We start from the raw sequence: 18486 nt of genomic DNA on the forward strand, positions 1-18486 counted from the left end.
AAATATTTAATCATTGGAATCACTAACCAGTAAAGGTTTGCATATACTTCTGACTTTGGAAACAGGGTCAGAAGATTTGTTATTAGATAGTGAAGGTTTTTTGCAATATGTAGAGAAGATTCTAGAACATAAAGAGGTGGAAATTGTAGGAGTAACTAATCATATTTTTGAAAACCAGAGCTTTACTTCTGCAGTATGCCTTAAAGAATCGCATCTTTGTGTTCACACATGGCCGGAATTTAAACAACTGACATTTGATGTTTTTCTTTGTAATTACCTTCAGGATAATACAACGAAAGTAGAACAAATTGCGGAAGAAGTTATTCAGTATTTTAAAGCAAATATCATTCAAAAACACAAGATTTATCGATAAAAAATGTATTACGTTTGCCCTGTTTGTAAAACCGAGAATAAGCATGATATTACTTTTCCCATAGAAGAGTACGCATGTAAATCATGCTCGAATCTTATAGATGTTAATAAAAACTCCCCCTCCAAAGTTCTTAAAAAACCTATTGAAAATGTAGTTCTCGAAGTCGGACAAAAAGGAACTCTGAATACTATTGAATATACTGTTGTAGCGATCATCGTTCGAAAATATGGTTCCAACACATATTGGAGAGAATATTATTTAAAAGACCAGAAAGGGAAGGATGCTTTTTTAAGTGAAAGTGACGGGCATTGGGTTTTCCTTCATTCAATTAACAAGGAAGATATAAAAAGAAAGTCTTGGAATAGTATTCTTTTAGAGTTCAATTCCATAAACTACCGTAGATATGAGACTACAGAATGTCACATTCATGCAGCAGCAGGTTTTTTTGAAGAAAAACTGAATATGGGAATTTCAACGTACAAAGAATATGTAAACGGAACGCAAATGATCTCTGAAGAAAAATCAACAGATGGAATTCAGTATTTTTTCGGCCACCATATTTCAAAATACACCATAAAAAAAGCCTTTAACATTACTAATCTGCCTAATTATAGCGGGATTGGGATTGTACAGCCATTTTATTTAAATGTACAGCAGGCCATTAATATTATTGGTATAGCAGCCATTTTCATTTGTCTGCTTCAGCTATATGTTTTTTCATCCAGAACAAATAAGACCATTTTTGAACAGGAGGTCTATTTTACAGAAGTTAAGGATAGAGAATTGGTAAGTAAAAGCTTTGAGCTTTCAGGAGGATCAGCTCCTTTGGAAGTTCAGGTTTATTCTAATGTTGATAATTCGTGGGCTAATGTAGGAATTGGTCTGGTCAATGAAAATACTAATGAGGTGGTGTATACTTCAAAAGATATTGAAAGATATTCCGGATTTGAAGACGGAGAAAGCTGGAGTGAAGGCAGCCAGACTGAAGAATTCAATTTTTGTGGAGTTGCACCGGGAAAATATCATTTTATTATTTCAGCTGAAAAACAACAACCTTTAGAAGTCTCTTTACCTGCAAGTTATGTTTCTGATGATAATGCTATATTATTATCCAGAGATTCTTATGGGACCATTAATGTTACTAATAATAAGACTATGGAAACTGTAGCTTTTGGTGATGCGAAAATTTTAAAAAAAGATTCAACCGCAATAGGACAATTGGTTCGCCAGACTCTTGGAAATAAAGATGTCGATTCACTTTTAACGGCCAGTTTATTATCTGGAGTAACCAGCACAAATCCTGAAAACAGCTCTGTTAAAATAAAAGCGACGTGGTTCCCCGTTTCATTCTGGAACTTTGGAATTATTCTCCTTCTTATGGTGATATTCGTTGTCGTTTGTTATTTTGGAAGACGTCAGTTTAACATTGTAAAATGGAACAACAGTTCCAATTCACCTTATTCTTAAACTAAGCTATGACAAGAATTTTCACTTATATAAAAGAAAACTGGATTTTATGCCTGATCGGAGGAATGTTTCTAAGTGGGTTTGTTTATCTTACTTATGCAGGAAATCAATTTTGCGACTGTGCTAAAACAGAAACCTACCGTGACGGCACAACAAGGAGCCATACCTCGGGGAGAGGATTCTACAGATATTATCACAAATAAAAAATAAACTATGGACAAGATCAATTTATTTCCAGTATTGAATTCAATTATTTATGCATTTCTGGGCTTTGCCATTTTATTAATTTGTTATTTAATCATTGAGAAAATAACGCCGGAGAAAACATGGCAGGAAATTGTTAAAAATCAGAATATTGCCCTGGCAATTATTTTTGGAGCATTCATTATCGGGATATCAATTATTATAAGCGCAGCGATTCATGGATAAAAAGAGGATTCCTCTTGAGCTGCTTTTGCTATTTTCGGTATTTGTTATTGCAACCTGCGGGCTTATTTACGAATTGGTGGCAGGAGCATTGGCAAGCTATCTGCTGGGCGATTCTGTAAAGCAGTTTTCCTTCATTATTGGAGTTTACCTTTTCTCAATGGGAGTAGGTTCTTACCTGGCGAAATTCATCAAAGGAAATCTCATCGATAAATTCATAGAAATTGAGATCCTTGTCGGAATTGTTGGCGGAATAAGCTCTGTGGTTTTATTTATTTTGTTCAATACCTTAGCTCATTTTGAAACTGTGTTATATCTGTTTGTATTTTTTACAGGATGTTTAGTTGGGGTGGAAATTCCACTTTTAATGAATATCCTTAAAGACAGGATAGGATTTAAAGATTTAGTTTCAAATGTTTTTGCTTTTGATTATATCGGAGCACTTTTGGCTTCAATACTTTTTCCATTGGTTTTGATTCCAAATCTTGGAATTGTAAAAACACCGCTTTTTTTTGGCTTGATCAATATCTCAATTGCCATATTTCTATGTTTTTACCTGAGAAAAGAGCTGACAAAACCATTTTCTTTAAGAACAAAATCAATAGGGGCATTTGTACTCCTCTTAGGACTTTTTATTTTTTCAGATAAGATCTTATCCTATTCTGAAGAGAAATTATACGGTGAAAATGTAGTCTATACCAAGAGCTCACCCTATCAAAGGATTGTTTTAACTAGGAACAGCCGTGAGTTCCGCCTTTATTTAAATAATAATCTACAGTTTTCTTCTACTGATGAATATCGCTATCACGAAGCTTTAGTACATCCTGTTATGTCCATGGCAAAGAAGGTCGATCATGTTTTAATCTTAGGTGGAGGAGATGGCTTCGCAGCGAGAGAAGTGTTGAAGTATAAAGATGTTAAGAATATTACTTTAGTTGATCTGGACGGAGAAATGACCAATTTCTTTAAAAACAATGAAACCATGCGTCAGCTGAACAAGAGTGCTTTATCTGATCCCAAAATAAAAATAATTAATAAAGATGCTTATATATGGGTAAAGGCAAGCAAACAAAAGTTTAATGTTATTATTATAGATTTTCCAGACCCCTCCAATTATAGTTTAGGCAAATTATATTCCTTACAATTTTATAAAGAGTTGGAAAGGCTGGCAACACCTGAGACAAAAATTGTTGTTCAGACCACCTCACCATATTTTGCACCAAAATCATTCTGGTGTATTGAAAAAACCATTAACCAGATATTCCCGTTTACTTCGGCCTATCATACTTATGTTCCGTCTTTCGGAGAATGGGGATTTTCTTTGGCGTCTTTTGAGCCAGTTAGCAACAATAGGTTGTATAGGCGAATTCCCGGCTTGAAATTTTATGATTTCAACTTCTCGCAAATGGCTTACTTTAATAAAGACATGAAAACAAATACCATAGAAGTTAACCGATTGGATAACCAGATATTAGTTCGCTATTTTGATGAAGAGTGGAGTAAAGTACAGTAGAAAAGACTTCATTAAGACGATGTTTTTAGGTAGTCTTATGCTTCCTTTTTTGCAATATTGTGAAAAGAAAGGAAAATCCCTGCTTTTGAAAATTACCGGCACTAATCACATATTGGGACACCAGCTTTGGGCAAAAGACTTTCCCAAGGCAACAGAAGAATTACACATTGAATATTTAATAGTTGGAGGTGGTATTTCCGGACTTTCTGCTTGCAGGTTTTTTAATCAAAGTAATCAAAATGATTATCTGCTGTTGGAAATGGAGAACCATTTAGGTGGAAATTCTTCGAACGGACAAAATCAATTTTCAAAATTCCCTTTAGGAGCACATTATCTGCCATTGCCCAACAAAGAAAATACAGAGATCATAGAATTTTTGAAAGAATGTGGAATTTATTCAGGCGACGATAAAAATGAGGAGCCTATCTTAGATGAATACCAAATGACATTTCCACAACAGGAACGGTTATTCTACAAAAATTCCTGGCAAAATGATATTGTTCCGCAAAAAGGGATTTCTCCGGAAACCCACAATGAACTGGAGAGGTTTTTTAAAAGAATGGATGAATTCCGGGAAGGAAAAGATTCCAAGGGAAAATATTGGTTTGCCATCCCTGTTGAGGATTCAAGTAAAGAAAACCCTGATATAGTTCGGATGGAAAAAATGTTATTTAAAGACTTTTTGGACACTGAAAATTTTAAATCAGAAGAATTACTCTGGTTATTGGATTATTCTTGCAAAGATGACTATGGATTAGGTATAGATTATGTTTCCGCCTGGGCCGGGATCCATTATTTTGCAGGAAGAAAAAATAATTGGAGCAGAAAATATAAAGATCAGGTTTTTACCTGGCCGGAGGGAAATGCAAGACTGACAAAGCACTTTTCAAAATATACGGAAGGGAAACATTTACCTGATCATTTGGTTTTTGATGTTCAGATTAAAGATGACAAAGTTGAAGTTTTAAGCTTTGATAATGTTCAGAAAAAGACAAAAAAAATCATTGCCGGAAAAGTTTTAATGGCAACACCTCAGTTTGTTAATGAAAGAATCCTTAAAAATAGGAAGACAGATTCATTTAATTATGTTCCATGGCTTTTAGCTACTATTACATTAAAAAATGAATTTGGAGGTGATGAAGAATTAGCCTGGGATAATGTAATCTACGGATCGGAAGGATTAGGATATATTTATGATCAACATCAGAATGTTGATCAGATCATAGGTGAAAAAGTGATCACGTATTATAGAAGTTTTTCAACAGGAGATTGTAGAAAAGCGAGAAAGAAATTATATTCCATGAAAGAAGACCAGCTTAAAAGTCTGGTTCTGGAAGATTTGAAGAAGGCTCACCCATTAATAGAAGAATACATTCTGGAAATGCAGTTTCATAAAATAGGGCATGCCATGATTGCCCCGGTACCCAATCAAATAGGGGAAAGATCTCAACAAGCGAAACAACCTCTTGATGGGAAAATATTTTTCGCGCACACTGATCTTTCGGGAATTTCTATTTTTGAAGAGGCATTTTATCAGGGATACAGAACCGCAGCTCAAATGATATAAAATCATTTGGATAATATATGACATAAAATTAGAAATATCCACATGAGACAACCCTGGATACATAATGCAAAAACAGACTGGTGGTTCATACTTTCACCACCATTTTGGGTTTTACTGATCATATTCTTTTTTCAAAAGCAGATTCAGGAACTTGATACTTGGCGTTCCTTTTACACATGGCTATTTCTTATTGTTTTTGTGGATGTGGGACATGTATATTCCACCTTATTTAAAACCTATTTTGTTAGAGAAGAAGTTCAAAATAAAAAGCTCTTGTATTGGGGAGTTCCTGCTTTTAGCTGGATGTTGGGATTGGTTTTATATCAGTTCGGCAGTTTAATATTCTGGTCAGTATTAGCTTTGATCGCAGTATATCACTTTATCAGGCAGCAATACGGATTCTTGCGGATATATTCCCGTTTTGAATCCAATAACTGGAGCAAAAGAATAGATGAAGTTGCTGTATATTTCGCAACAATCTATCCCATGTTATATTGGTTTAAAACACCTAGAGCTTTTACTTGGTTTGTAGAAAATGAATTTACCTGGCTGAAAAATCTTCCGGATTATACCTATTTCATTACGGTTATATACTTTAGTATTTTAGCAGTTTGGATCTTTAAAACAGTTTTTGAAATTTTTAAAACGAGACAATTTAATATACCTAAACTAGCTTTAATTATAGGTACCTATGCCTCTTGGTATTTTGGTATTGTTTATTTTAATAATGATCTGGTTTTTACCTTTCTGAATGTGGTTTCACATGGTTTTCCATATATCGCCTTGATTTACATTAGAGAAATTAAGCAAAAAGAATCTCAGCAATTAAGAACACTTGCCGTTTTCAAATCAACTTTTGGTATTGTCTTGTTTATCGGAGTAATTTTAATTTTTGCTTTTTTTGAAGAATTTTTATGGGAAGTTTTGATATGGAGAGAACATTTTTCACTGGATTTTAAAGTTTCATCAAAATGGATCCGGTTTTTAGTTCCATTATTAATTGTTCCACAACTGACACATTATTTATTGGATGGCTTTATTTGGCGTAAACCCAAAAAAGTTAACTAAATTTGTTCGTAAAGTAAAAATATGAAGAAGCAAAAGTATCTTTTTTTATTAGCCTTTTTATTAGGAATAGGGCTTAATGCCCAGCAAAAAACATTTTGTAACCCTGTGAATATAGATTACGGTTATACTCCTTTTGAATCGTTTTCTAAACAGGGGAAGCACCGGGCTACGGCAGACCCGGTAATCGTAAATTTTAAAAATAAGCTGTTTCTTTTTTCAACCAATCAGGAAGGATATTGGTACAGTGATGATATGCTGGACTGGAAATTCGTGAAAAGAAAATTCCTTAGGGATAATAAATATATCCATGATCTGAACGCACCCGCAGTTTGGGCCATGAAGGATACGTTGTATGTTTTCGGGTCAACATGGGAGCAGGATTTCCCGATCTGGAAAAGTACGAATCCTACAAAAGACGACTGGAAAATAGCCGTGGATACTTTAAAAGTAGGAGCTTGGGATCCTGCTTTTCATTATGATGAAGATAAAAACAAGCTTTATTTATATTGGGGGTCAAGCAATGAATGGCCGCTTTTAGGAACCGAAGTAAAAGTGAAAAACTTACAATCGGAAGGCTTCGTGAAACCCATTATTAAATTGAAGCCCGAAGATCACGGTTGGGAAAGATTTGGGGAATACAATGACAATGTTTTTCTCCAGCCTTTCGTAGAAGGTGCCTGGATGACCAAGCATAATGGTAAATACTATATGCAGTACGGAGCTCCTGCAACAGAATTCAGCGGATATTCGGATGGTGTGTATGTGAGTAAGAATCCATTGGAAGGATTTGAATACCAGCAGCACAACCCGTTTTCTTACAAGCCAGGCGGTTTTGCCAGAGGGGCAGGACATGGGGCAACCTTTGAGGACAATTATAAAAACTGGTGGCATGTTTCAACTATTTTTATTTCAACAAAAAATAATTTCGAAAGAAGAATAGGTATCTGGCCGGCCGGTTTTGACAAGGATGATGTCATGTATTGCAATACAGCTTACGGAGATTATCCAACCTACCTTCCGCAATATGCTCAGGGAAAAGACTTTACCAAAGGACTTTTTTCAGGCTGGATGCTGTTGAACTATAATAAGCCTGTTCAGGTATCTTCGACTTTAGGAGGCTATCATTCTAATTATGCGGTGGATGAAGATATCAAAACGTACTGGAGTGCTAAGACAGGAAATTCAGGAGAATGGTTCCAGACGGATTTAGGGGAAGTTTCTACAATCAATGCCATTCAGGTGAACTATGCAGATCAGGATGTAGAATTTTTAGGAAAAACGATGGGGAAAATGCACCAATATAAGATCTATGCCTCCAATGATGGTAAGAAGTGGAATGTAATCGTAGATAAAAGTAAAAATACCAAAGATGTTCCACACGATTATATAGAGCTGGAAAAACCGGTAAAAGCAAGGTTTCTGAAAATGGAAAACCTGAAAATGCCTACCGGAAAATTTGCGTTAAGCGGTTTCAGAGTATTTGGGAAAGGAGCTGGAAATAAACCGGCTAAAGTTCAGAATTTTGTTCCTTTAAGAGCTGATCCTAAAAAATATGGGGAAAGAAGAAGCATATGGATGAAGTGGCAACAAAATTCCGATGCTGATGGCTACGTAATTTATTGGGGCAAATCTCCGGATAAAATGTATGGAAGCATTATGGTGTACGGAAAAAATGAATATTTCTTTACGGGAGCCGACAGGACAGATGCTTATTATTTCCAGATCGAAGCCTTCAATGCGAACGGGGTTTCGGAAAAAACAGAAGTTGTAAAATCAGAATAATGAAAGAACGCTTTGAAATTTTTCAAAGCGTTTTATTTTTGAACAAAATGGGTTATAAATTCGGATATGCGGTTAATTAAAAAAGAGGAATGGGGCTCTTTAAGCCATTCAACATGATTTCCATTAAACTCAAAAGATTGATGAGGTACATGGTGTTGAAGTAAAGCAGAATCTAAAATGGCTTTTTGTGAAATAGGAATCACGGTATCTTTCGTACCATAAAAAGAAAGAGTAGGAGCTGAGGTTTTTCTGATCCAGTGTACAGGACTTGCTAATCCATTCATAGAAATAGTATCAGAAAGAATTTCAGGATCTACCAAATGATTTTCCACAAAAGAATAATCCTCATAATTTTTGAAATTGGGATCTGATAAATCGGAAGGCCCTACAATATTAATCACTGCATTTATCCTTTTATCTTGATCATATTGATATGCATATAACAAAGATAAATGTCCTCCCGCACTATTCCCAAGCAAAATAACATCAAATTTATATTGTAATTTCCTTTCTAAAAACAGGATCGCCTCATGAATATCTTCAGTCTGATTAGGTAACGCATAACGGGAATTGGAAGCCAGCCTGTAATTGATATTGGCAAAAGCACAGTCCGGAAAAGTTTTCATCAATGAAAATATAAACGAAGACAGGATAGATTTGTCCCCGCCACGCCATCCACCACCATGAATGATGATAAAAACATTTTTTATTTCCCTTCCGCTGGGAATGTATAAGTCCATATTTTGTTCCGGATCTTTTCCATAGCTGATATTAACCAGATTTTTAAAATGGACCCCCTTATCAATCTCAATCGTTTTCTTTTTACAACTGATCATTATTGTAATTATAAAAAGAAAACCGAATATGATTCTTACCTTTCCCATCATCATAAAGATAAAAAAACTCACTGATTGCTCAGCGAGTTTTCGTACAAAAATATAAATATGAAGAAATGATTGTTTTTATCTTGTTCTGTTTTTAATATCATCAGAAGCACTCTCAATGTCTCTTACTTTTTTCACTTTCTGGTTTCCGAAGTTATAAGTAATGCTCACGGTCATATTTCTTCTGTATTGGTCGTTTCTGATATAGTTGTAATTTCCTGAGCTTTGATAATCCTCTATCTCAACTAAATTGGTTCTTAAAACATCATTTACGTTAATAGCAAAGGTCCAGTCGTTCCAGTTTTTCTTTAAGCTTAAATCAAGGCTCATCAGGTTTTTTAACAATCCAAGTTCTATTTGTTGCTTGTCTACGAAGAAATAATTTACACCAAGGAACCAGGTTTTCTTTTTATCCAATCGGATGGTATTATTCGATTGAATCACTAAGCTTGTTGATTTGGTATTATTTGTATACATGTCAAAAACCTGTCCTGTTGTAGGGTCTGTATTCAAAGTACCATCATTGATGTTATGTTGCACACCGATGTTAAAATTGGTAGTAAGATATTGCTTAAAGAATGACTTCTGAATTCCCACCATAGCAGACATTTCCTGCTTTGTTCCGAAGTTTGTTCTGATATAAGCAAGCTGTATCCTTTCCAGTCCTTTATCATCAATATATTTTCTCTGCAAAGGAACCTGTGTGATTACATCTTTAAATAATGAATGGTTCAGAATCAGGAAATAAGAATTTTTATACATATAGGTTAATTCCTGATTATAGGTAGATGAAGCTTTTACAAAAGGATTATTCTGAGTGTAATTGTCCTCGGTAATGATATTTTTTACAGGGTTCAGCTCCCAGAAGCTTGGCCTTCTCATTCTGCTTGAAAATGAATAAGAAATATTATTCTTGTCATTGATTGCATAATTGAAACTTAAATAAGGGAGTAAATTATTATAGTTTCTTTCAATTCTTTGATGTTGTTGCGCCGGATTTTCGTTTTGAGGATTATCTGCAGTACCCAGACTATTAGTGATCTCATATCGGGTTCCTACTTTTCCTGAAAACTTATCAGAAAACTTCTTCTCAAAGGTGACATACAGGCCATAGATCTTCTCATCATAAATGAAGTGATTGAAATCTTCTTTTACTTGTAACGCATTTCCGTTGCTGTCATAAGGATATGTATAATTTTTGGTATCATTATCAGTTTTTGTTTTATTGAAATTTCCTCCTGCGGAAATGGTAAAATCGTTCTTAAGCTTTTGAATATAATCTACAGTCCCTGAAAAATTATTGATGATCTGAGGAATATCCTGAATGATTTTCTTTCCGGTTTGTGAAAAATCACCTGCGATTCCCGGAAGCATAGTATTATTGTTGGAATACTGGAATCTCTTATAATTTAAGTAAGCAGCATTCATATTCAATTTACTTCCCAGAGAATCAAGCTTCAATTCATAGTTCAGATTCACAGAATTGTTATAACTGCGGGCATTTTCTTTATTTTTTGTTCGGGTATAATCAGTGGAAATCAGGTTTCCTTCATTATCATATTTGGTGATAGCATTAAGAAGATCAATTGTAGAGTTGTAACTTCTGTTAGCCCAGGAATTCCATGACAGGGCTAAATTACTTTTATCAGTCAACTGATAATCAATATTAAGATAGCCCCCAAGGTTTTTGTTCGGATCATCAATATCACCCGTTGACTCATTTCTTACCATATTGGTTCCGTTTCTCAAAATATATGTCTGCGGCTGGATATTTTCACCACCATTCAAGCTTGCGCTGATCCCTAATTTATCTTTTCTATAATTAAGGGAGAAACTTGCTGAACTTGAGTTGTATTTATTCTGGCTGTTAGACATTCTCATGTTACCGCTGGTTCCGTCACTCATCTTTTTCTTCAAAACGATATTGATGATCCCGTCAGAAGATTCCACCTGATATTCACTTCCCGGAACCGTAATCACTTCAATTTTCTGAATATTCTCTGCAGGTGTATTTTTCAGGAATTGTACCAAAGATTCTGCATCCATATTGGTTTTTCTTCCGTTGATATAAATTAGCGCATTATTCTTTCCTGCAATTTTCAACGTTTTATCATCGGTTGTGGAAAGAAGGGGAGTTTGCTTTAATAAATCAAAAGTAGTATTCCCTTTTGTTACTGGTGATGCGGCAACATCATAAACAAAACGGTCGCTTTGTTTTTTGAAAACCTGCTTGGTTAGTGTTACTCCTTCAATATTCTGTGTTTTTACAGAATCCGATTTTTTTTGCTGGGCAGATGCTAATCCACTGAAAAATAAGGCTGCGATGAGAATTGGCGTTTTCATGACTTTTTAATTTTATTAATAGCTTGTATTTGTTATTATTTAACATTGCAAAGATATATAATAATTTTAGTATCTTGCAATACAAAGTAGTAAAAATAATTTTATACTCACCTTAATGTGTTGATTTTCAGTTTATAAAAATTTGATTAAAATTTTACTACAGTTGAACTTCTTACTTAATTAGACAATTTCAATGTTTAATTTGTTACATGCAAAATTGAAATTTTAAAAAAATTAACAAAAAGATATAGTATTACCATTAATCATTTATGGTAAATGAAAACTAGTACTTGAGAAATGTAGGAGCAATAACCAACTGCATTAAACTAATACAGTTGATAATCGTACATTTTTGAATTAATGGTTTTTGTATAAAAGAGGATAATTATCTAAGGGTTTTTCAAGCCACTTTTTACTCTCTATCGAATCGGGCTAATTTTTTATCTACCCAGATCGTTGCAAAAGGGAAAAAGGCAGCAAGCAAAGCGAATACAAAATCTTCATCATCCCACTTGTAGATTTTTCTTGCCGGCAGACAAAGCAAAAGGTAAAGGGTAAAGAATAGCCCGTGTATGTTTCCCACGATAATAATAAAAATAGTGGCAAGAAGTCCTTCCTCATCATACCTTTTCCAGACCATGGCAATACCGTATAAGAGGAAGCAGGAAATCGCTTCAGCAATACAAATTTGCTTAAACCATTTGATGATCTTTTCCTGTGAGTATTTTGAGAAAAATTTATCGATGAAATTCATTGTGCATTTATAAGTGATGAATGATAAGTTGAATGGAGTGCAACTTCTATAGTCTAATTTTTAGCATCTGAAGTTATTTATAAAAACTACTTCCGTCTAAATAGTCGAAAACTTCGGGAGGAAGCATGGGACGTACATTTTTACCTTGTTTGATCATACTGCGGATTTCCGTAGCAGAAAGCTCAATAACAGGAGCTTTTATTAAAGAGATATTTTCATGCTGCAAGTATTCCGAATCTTTTTTTTCACCATCGAAAACTCTCGGATATACAATGATGTGATGATTTCTGATGAGCCTGTCTGCATTTTTCCATTTATGAAGGTTTCCGAGATTATCTTCTCCCATAATCAGGCTGAAAGAATAATCTGGATATTTTTCATGAAGATAGGTAAGAGTATCAATCGTATAACTAGGTTTCGGAAGAGAAAACTCTACATTGGAGACCCTCATTTTAGGATAGTTTTTTACGGCAAGTTGTACCATATCCAGTCTGTTATGATCTTTTAATAAGGATTTTTTATCCTTAAACGGATTCTGCGGACTCACGACAAACCATAACTCATCCATATCCGTATTTTCAAGGATATAATTGGCTAAAATCAAATGACCAATGTGAATAGGATTAAAAGAGCCGAAAAATAAACCGATTTTTTTCATGAAGTAGAAATTAGGGCTTAGGAATTAGGAATGCTCAATTCCTGAATTTTACGTCCTTAATATTCAAATAATGCGTTACGTTTCCTTTCCAATGATTTTCCTCTAAGGTAAAAGCAATGTCAAAGTTCTTATTCTTAAAATCTTCGGCAAACTGGCCCAGTTTAAAGCCTACACATTCTATATTTCTTCCGGTAGACTCCTGCTTAATGAAAAACTTTAAGTGATTGTTGTCTTTGCCCATTGTTTTTACGTATCCAGAAACTTTCTGGTTCGTTAAAGTAAGAATAGGCTTCATATTATGAGGTCCGAAAGGCGCCAGCTTCCTGTGGAAATTAATAAATTCCCTGTTGATTTCATCAATCTGAATTTCAGAATCTATCGTTATAGAAGGTTCTTTCTGATGTTCTTTGATTTTTTCAGAAACAATTCTTTCAAATTTCTCTTTGAAAGCTTCAAACTTATCTTTTTCCATGGAAAGTCCTGCAGCGGCATGGTGACCCCCGAATTTCAGAAAATATTCTGAACAAAGATCTAATGCCTCATGAACGTCAAAATCGGAAACTGATCTTGCAGAAGCTACCATTTCACCATTATTCCCGTCTGTAAAAACCAAGGTAGGTTTATAATAGGTTTCAATAAGCCTTGAGGCTACAATCCCAATAACACCTTTATTCCATTCAGGATGATAAACAATAGTAGTATGTTTGGTTTCCTGTTGGGACTCAATGATCTGGTTCAGTGCAGAAAGAGTAGAGTTCATGTCCAGCTCACGTCTTTCATCATTGAGATTCATAATATCGTCAACAATCTGGTGAGCATGCTTCAAATTGTCAGAAACCATTAATTCCACAGCGGCTTTTCCATGGGAAATTCTTCCTGCAGCATTAATTTTAGGAGCAATTTCAAAAACAATATTTGAAATCTCAAAATGTGAGAGCTTATCTTCAGGGATTAATAATCTTAATCCTAAATTTCTTGTTTTTCTCAAGGTTTTAAGCCCCATTTTTGCTAATACCCTGTTTTCTCCGGTCATGGATACGATATCGGCAGCAATAGAGATAGCTAGAAGATCTGTTAATTCAAATAATTCAGCTTCCGGAATTTTATAAATGGTGTTCAATCCCTGACACAATTTGAATCCGACTCCACATCCGGATAATTCTTTAAAGGGATATCTGCAATCGCTTCTTTTTGGATCCAGCACAGCTGCTGCATTAGGAATTTCCTCCCCGGGAAGGTGATGATCACAAATAATAAAGTCAATACCCAGATTTTCTGCATAATTAACCATATCAATCGCTTTAATTCCACAGTCCAGGGCAATGATTAAAGAAAAACCATGATCTTTGGCAAAATCAATTCCTTCAGTTGAAATCCCGTATCCTTCGGAATTCCTGTCCGGGATATAATAATCCAGATATTTTTTCTCAACAATTTTGCTGAGGTAGAGATACATTAAGGCAACTGCGGTAGTCCCATCTACGTCATAATCACCATATACTAATATTTTTTCTCCGTTTTCAATGGCAGTGGCAATACGTTCAACAGCCTTTTGCATATCGGCCATTAAAAAAGGGCTATGTATATCGTTGAGGTTTGGCTTGAAAAACTCCCGGGCTTTCTGATAATTGTCAATTCCTCTAAGAACGAGAAGTTTAGATTCGAAAGTTCCAAAACCAAGTGACGAACTTAATCTGTCCACAATTTCCTCATCAGGTTCGGGCTTATAAATCCATTTTTGACTCATTTCACAAAAATAGGGAATTATATTTTAAAAAGTAAGTAAGTATTAAATAAAAAAACCGTTCAAATTTTGAACGGTCTGTTTATTTAAGAATACATTTTCTCTCTCAATTCTTTTACCTTCTTATCAGCAAGGTACTCATCATAAGTCATCTCTCTGTCGATAATTCCGTTAGGAGTTAACTCAATGATTCTGTTACAGACAGTCTGAAGCATTTCGTGGTCATGAGATGCCAATAAGATGTTTCCTTTGAAATTGGATAAAGAGTTGTTTAAAGTAGTGATACTTTCAAGATCCAAGTGATTCGTAGGTTCATCTAATAAAAGAACATTAGCTTTCTGAAGCATCATTCTGCTGAACATACATCTCATTTTTTCACCTCCTGAAAGAACTTTACAAGATTTCAGTGCTTCGTCTCCGGAGAAAAGCATTCTACCTAAGAATCCTCTTACAAATTCTTCGTGACGTTCTTCATCATTTTTCGTGAATTGTCTTAACCAGTCAACAAGATTGATATCTTCCTGGAAGAAACTTGTATTATCTAATGGCATGTGAGACTGGTTGGTAGTAACCCCCCAGGCAAATGTTCCTTTATCAGCTTTAGCATTTCCTGCTAAAATTTCGAAAAATTCTGTGATTGCCAAAGAGTTTTTAGAAAGTACGGCAACCTTATCGCCTTTTTTAAGATTAAGATCGATATTAGAGAAAAGCAATTCTCCGTCTTTAGTTTTTTCAAGACCTTTTACATCTAAAATCTGATCTCCGGCTTCTCTTTCCATTTCGAAAATAATGGCTGGATACCTTCTGGAAGACGGTTTAATATCATCAATATTCAATTTGTCGATCATTTTCTTTCTTGCAGTGGCTTGTTTTGCCTTTGCAACGTTTGAACTAAATCTTGCAATGAAGTCCTGAAGTTCTTTCTTCTTTTCTTCCGCTTTCTTGTTAGCTTGGGCTCTTTGTCTTGTTGCTAGCTGAGAAGCCTGATACCAGAAAGAATAATTACCCGTATAAAGGTTAAGTTTAGCATAATCTAAATCTCCGATATGTGTACAAACCGTATCCAGGAAGTGACGGTCGTGAGAAACCACAATTACCGTATTTTCGTAATCAGCAAGGAAATCTTCTAACCAGGAAATGGTTTCAATATCAAGATCGTTCGTAGGCTCATCCAAAATAAGCACATCCGGATTACCAAACAGAGCCTGAGCTAAAAGAACTTTTACTTTGTCTTTATTCTCAAGTTCACTCATCATTTGCCAGTGCATGTCGTCTGAGATACCCACATTGGAAAGCATAGTCTGAGCGTCAGATTCAGCTGTCCATCCTCCCATTTCATCATAGATTACACCCAGTTCACCAGCTTTAATACCATCTTCGTCAGAGAAATCTTCTTTTGCATATAATGCATCCATTTCCTCTTTTATCTCGAATAATTTTTTGTTTCCTCTCAAAACAGCTTCAAGAACAGTATATTGATCATAAGCAAAGTGATCCTGCTCCAAAACAGACATTCTTTTTCCTGGCTCTAAAGATACATTTCCTGTAGTTGGATCTTGCTTTCCTGTTAATATTTTAAGGAATGTAGACTTTCCTGCTCCATTTGCTCCGATAATTCCGTAGCAGTTTCCTTTGGTAAACATAATATTTACCTCGTCAAAAAGAACTCTTTTCCCGAATTGTAAAGATAAGTTAGATACTGTTAACATATTGTTTTGTAAATTTGGCGCAAAAATACGAAAAGAATTTGGGTATTGCGTAATATTATAATAGTCAAGTTTTTAAATAAGAAGTATTTTATATATATTTCAATAACGAAATTTTAAAAGATGAAGATTGAGAAAACAGTAAATATACTGAATAGACGAGCCCGTTTTGAATATGAAATTCTTGAAGAAGTAGAAGCAGGAATGGTTTTAACGGGGACAGAAATAAAATCTTTAAGGTCTTCCAAGGCATCTATTGCAGAATCCTTCTGTCAGTTTATTGATGGGGAGTTATACATTATTAATATGATGATTGATGAGTATAAATTGGGAACATTTTATAACCACAAAACAAAAAGGGAACGGAAATTGCTGTTGCACAAAAAAGAATTGCAAAGACTGGAAAAGAAACTAAAGGATGTAGGAAATACAATTATACCTTTAAAGTTATATATAAATGATAGGGGAAAGGCTAAGATTTTAATAGCGTTAGGAAGAGGAAAAAAGCTTTTCGATAAAAGGGAGAGCATAAAAGATAGAGAAAATAAACGAAGCCTGGACAGAATATTAAAGAAAAGTTAAAAATCATTTAAAAAACTTTGTATATAAAGAAAAATTATATTTATTTTGCATTATCAATTATTTAATCATTTAATTCTATGAAAAATCTAAAATTAGGAATTTCAGCATTGGCACTTACTGTTGCTTCTACTGTATTCGCTCAGACTACCAATAATCCGTGGATGATCGGAGTTGGTGCTCATGCGGAAAACCATATGGCACAGAGAAGTAATTTCAGTAATACGTTCTCTGCTAAGAATTTGACGAAGACAATGTTCAATATGAACAACTTCTCTATTACACCTCCATTGTCTAAACTAACGGTTGCTAGAAATATCGGTAAAGGTTTAGTAATTGACTGGCAGACTACTGTAGGAAACGTTGATAACAAAAGATTTAACATGGGGAAAGAATTTTTCCTTATGACAGGTCTTGGTTTCCAAGCTAAAGCTGCAGGTCTTTTATGGAATGAAGAGTCTTGGTTTGATCCATATTTAAGAGTAGGTGCTAACTACTTAAGACATGATTACACAGCACTTACTTTTCCAAGAGTTGACGCTAATGGCGATATAATCTCGAACGGTGAAAACGGGAATGAAAATGGAAAAGCTAACTTCTTTACAGTTGCTACAGGTGCTGGAGCAAACTTCTGGTTAACTAAAAACTTCGGTCTTGGTATCCAGGGAGATTACGTTTCAACTCCTGGTGACAAAGCTAATGTAGCTAACTTCTGGCAAGCTTCTGCATCTTTGAACTTTAGATTTGGTAACAGAGATAGAGATAAAGATGGAATCCTAGATAAAGACGATCTTTGTCCAGATACTCCAGGTTTACCTGAATTCCAAGGATGTCCTGATACAGACGGTGACGGAGTTCCAGATAAAGACGATCAATGTCCAGACGTAGCTGGTCCAGTTGAAAACAACGGTTGTCCTTGGCCAGATACAGACGGTGATGGTGTTATCGATAAAGATGATGCTTGTCCTACAGTAGCAGGTCCTGCTGAAAACAACGGTTGTCCTTGGCCAGATACAGACGGAGACGGTATCTTAGATAAAGATGATGCTTGTCCTACAGTCCCTGGTTTGCCAGAATACAACGGATGTCCTAAGCCTAAGACTCAGACAGCTATTGATGTTGAGACAAAATTAGGAAGTGTTTATTTCGACTTTAACAAAGCTACTATCAAGCCTGAATCTACTCCTGCATTAGATGCTGCTGCTGACATCATTAAGAAAGATGGAGGTAACTATCTATTAGAAGGTAGAACTGATGCTAAAGGTTCTGAAGCTTATAACTTGAAACTTTCTAGAGAAAGAGCTGCTGCAGTAGTTGCTGCTTTAGATGCTAGAGGTGTAGATCCTAACGCTCTTAAATCTGTAGGTGTTGGTGAATCTAAGGCTACAGTTTCTGAAAAAGCTTCTGACGCTGAAAGACAAGTTGACAGAAAAGTAGTTGTAAAAGCTATCGAGAACGCTGACGAGTGGAACGCAATCAAGAAAAAAGATTACGAAGATGCTCCAGTGAAAAAAGCTCCTGCTAAAAAGAAAACTACTAAAAAAAGAAAATAATTAATTTTTCTAAATAATAAATACCTCCAAGTTTTTGGAGGTATTTTTTTTTCGTCGACTTTTAACTAA

The 18486-nt window shown here is 35.0% G+C and carries 16 protein-coding genes; 10 read left to right on the plus strand and 6 right to left on the minus strand.

Annotated features, from left to right (window positions below):
• Positions 1–13: 13 nt before the first annotated feature.
• The 8 genes from ACGHIN_RS06860 to ACGHIN_RS06895 are packed head-to-tail and all read left to right on the plus strand — an operon-like array spanning position 14 to position 8196.
• The gene (locus tag ACGHIN_RS06860; protein ID WP_390452029.1) at positions 14–373 is read left to right on the plus strand and encodes an S-adenosylmethionine decarboxylase family protein; all 360 of its coding nucleotides are present in this window, start codon (positions 14–16) and stop codon (positions 371–373) included.
• 3 nt (positions 374–376) lie between these two features.
• Positions 377–1840: a DUF4178 domain-containing protein gene (locus ACGHIN_RS06865; protein WP_390452031.1), complete on the plus strand. Its 1464-nt coding sequence runs from the start codon at positions 377–379 to the stop codon at positions 1838–1840.
• 8 nt (positions 1841–1848) lie between these two features.
• Positions 1849–2043, plus strand: a complete 195-nt coding sequence (locus tag ACGHIN_RS06870; RefSeq protein ID WP_390452032.1) for a hypothetical protein — start codon at positions 1849–1851, stop codon at positions 2041–2043.
• Positions 2044–2053: 10 nt separating this feature from the next.
• Positions 2054–2269, plus strand: coding sequence for a DUF350 domain-containing protein (locus ACGHIN_RS06875; RefSeq protein ID WP_390452033.1), 216 nt, complete (start codon positions 2054–2056; stop codon positions 2267–2269).
• Positions 2262–3779, plus strand: a complete 1518-nt coding sequence (locus tag ACGHIN_RS06880) for a polyamine aminopropyltransferase (RefSeq protein WP_390452035.1) — start codon at positions 2262–2264, stop codon at positions 3777–3779. The genes ACGHIN_RS06875 and ACGHIN_RS06880 overlap by 8 nt, the downstream gene beginning before the upstream one ends.
• Entirely contained in the window at positions 3754–5346 is a 1593-nt protein-coding gene (locus tag ACGHIN_RS06885; RefSeq protein WP_390452037.1) for an NAD(P)/FAD-dependent oxidoreductase, read from the plus strand. The genes ACGHIN_RS06880 and ACGHIN_RS06885 overlap by 26 nt, the downstream gene beginning before the upstream one ends.
• Positions 5347–5388: 42 nt before the next feature.
• Positions 5389–6414 (plus strand): hypothetical protein, encoded by a 1026-nt coding sequence (locus tag ACGHIN_RS06890; protein ID WP_390452039.1) that lies wholly within the window; start codon positions 5389–5391, stop codon positions 6412–6414.
• A gap of 21 nt (positions 6415–6435) precedes the next feature.
• A complete protein-coding gene (locus ACGHIN_RS06895) occupies positions 6436–8196 on the plus strand; it encodes a discoidin domain-containing protein (RefSeq protein ID WP_390452040.1) in 1761 nt (586 codons plus the stop codon).
• A 32-nt stretch (positions 8197–8228) separates the two neighbouring features.
• Here the strand turns inward: ACGHIN_RS06895 and ACGHIN_RS06900 are convergent, their stop codons facing one another.
• From ACGHIN_RS06900 to ACGHIN_RS06925, 6 genes are all read right to left on the minus strand, one after another.
• On the minus strand, positions 8229–9104 hold the full coding sequence (locus tag ACGHIN_RS06900) for an alpha/beta hydrolase fold domain-containing protein (RefSeq protein WP_390452042.1): 876 nt from the start codon (positions 9102–9104) through the stop codon (positions 8229–8231).
• Between the two features lie 54 nt (positions 9105–9158).
• Positions 9159–11423, minus strand: a complete 2265-nt coding sequence (locus ACGHIN_RS06905) for a TonB-dependent receptor domain-containing protein (RefSeq protein ID WP_390452044.1) — start codon at positions 11421–11423, stop codon at positions 9159–9161.
• 412 nt (positions 11424–11835) lie between these two features.
• Positions 11836–12177 (minus strand): DUF3817 domain-containing protein, encoded by a 342-nt coding sequence (locus tag ACGHIN_RS06910; RefSeq protein WP_390452045.1) that lies wholly within the window; start codon positions 12175–12177, stop codon positions 11836–11838.
• A 73-nt stretch (positions 12178–12250) separates the two neighbouring features.
• On the minus strand, positions 12251–12835 hold the full coding sequence (gene nadD, locus ACGHIN_RS06915) for a nicotinate (nicotinamide) nucleotide adenylyltransferase (protein WP_390452046.1): 585 nt from the start codon (positions 12833–12835) through the stop codon (positions 12251–12253).
• Positions 12836–12869: 34 nt separating this feature from the next.
• The gene (recJ, locus tag ACGHIN_RS06920) at positions 12870–14582 is read right to left on the minus strand and encodes a single-stranded-DNA-specific exonuclease RecJ (protein WP_390452048.1); all 1713 of its coding nucleotides are present in this window, start codon (positions 14580–14582) and stop codon (positions 12870–12872) included.
• 83 nt (positions 14583–14665) lie between these two features.
• Positions 14666–16288, minus strand: coding sequence for an ABC-F family ATP-binding cassette domain-containing protein (locus ACGHIN_RS06925; RefSeq protein WP_390452049.1), 1623 nt, complete (start codon positions 16286–16288; stop codon positions 14666–14668).
• Between the two features lie 120 nt (positions 16289–16408).
• Between ACGHIN_RS06925 and smpB the strand changes: the two genes are divergently transcribed.
• Entirely contained in the window at positions 16409–16867 is a 459-nt protein-coding gene (smpB, locus tag ACGHIN_RS06930) for an SsrA-binding protein SmpB (RefSeq protein ID WP_390452050.1), read from the plus strand.
• Between the two features lie 77 nt (positions 16868–16944).
• Entirely contained in the window at positions 16945–18417 is a 1473-nt protein-coding gene (locus ACGHIN_RS06935; protein WP_390452051.1) for an OmpA family protein, read from the plus strand.
• Positions 18418–18486 lie beyond the last annotated feature (69 nt).

Source organism: Chryseobacterium barbadense (assembly GCF_042849955.1).
Classification (GTDB): Bacteria; Bacteroidota; Bacteroidia; order Flavobacteriales; family Weeksellaceae; genus Chryseobacterium.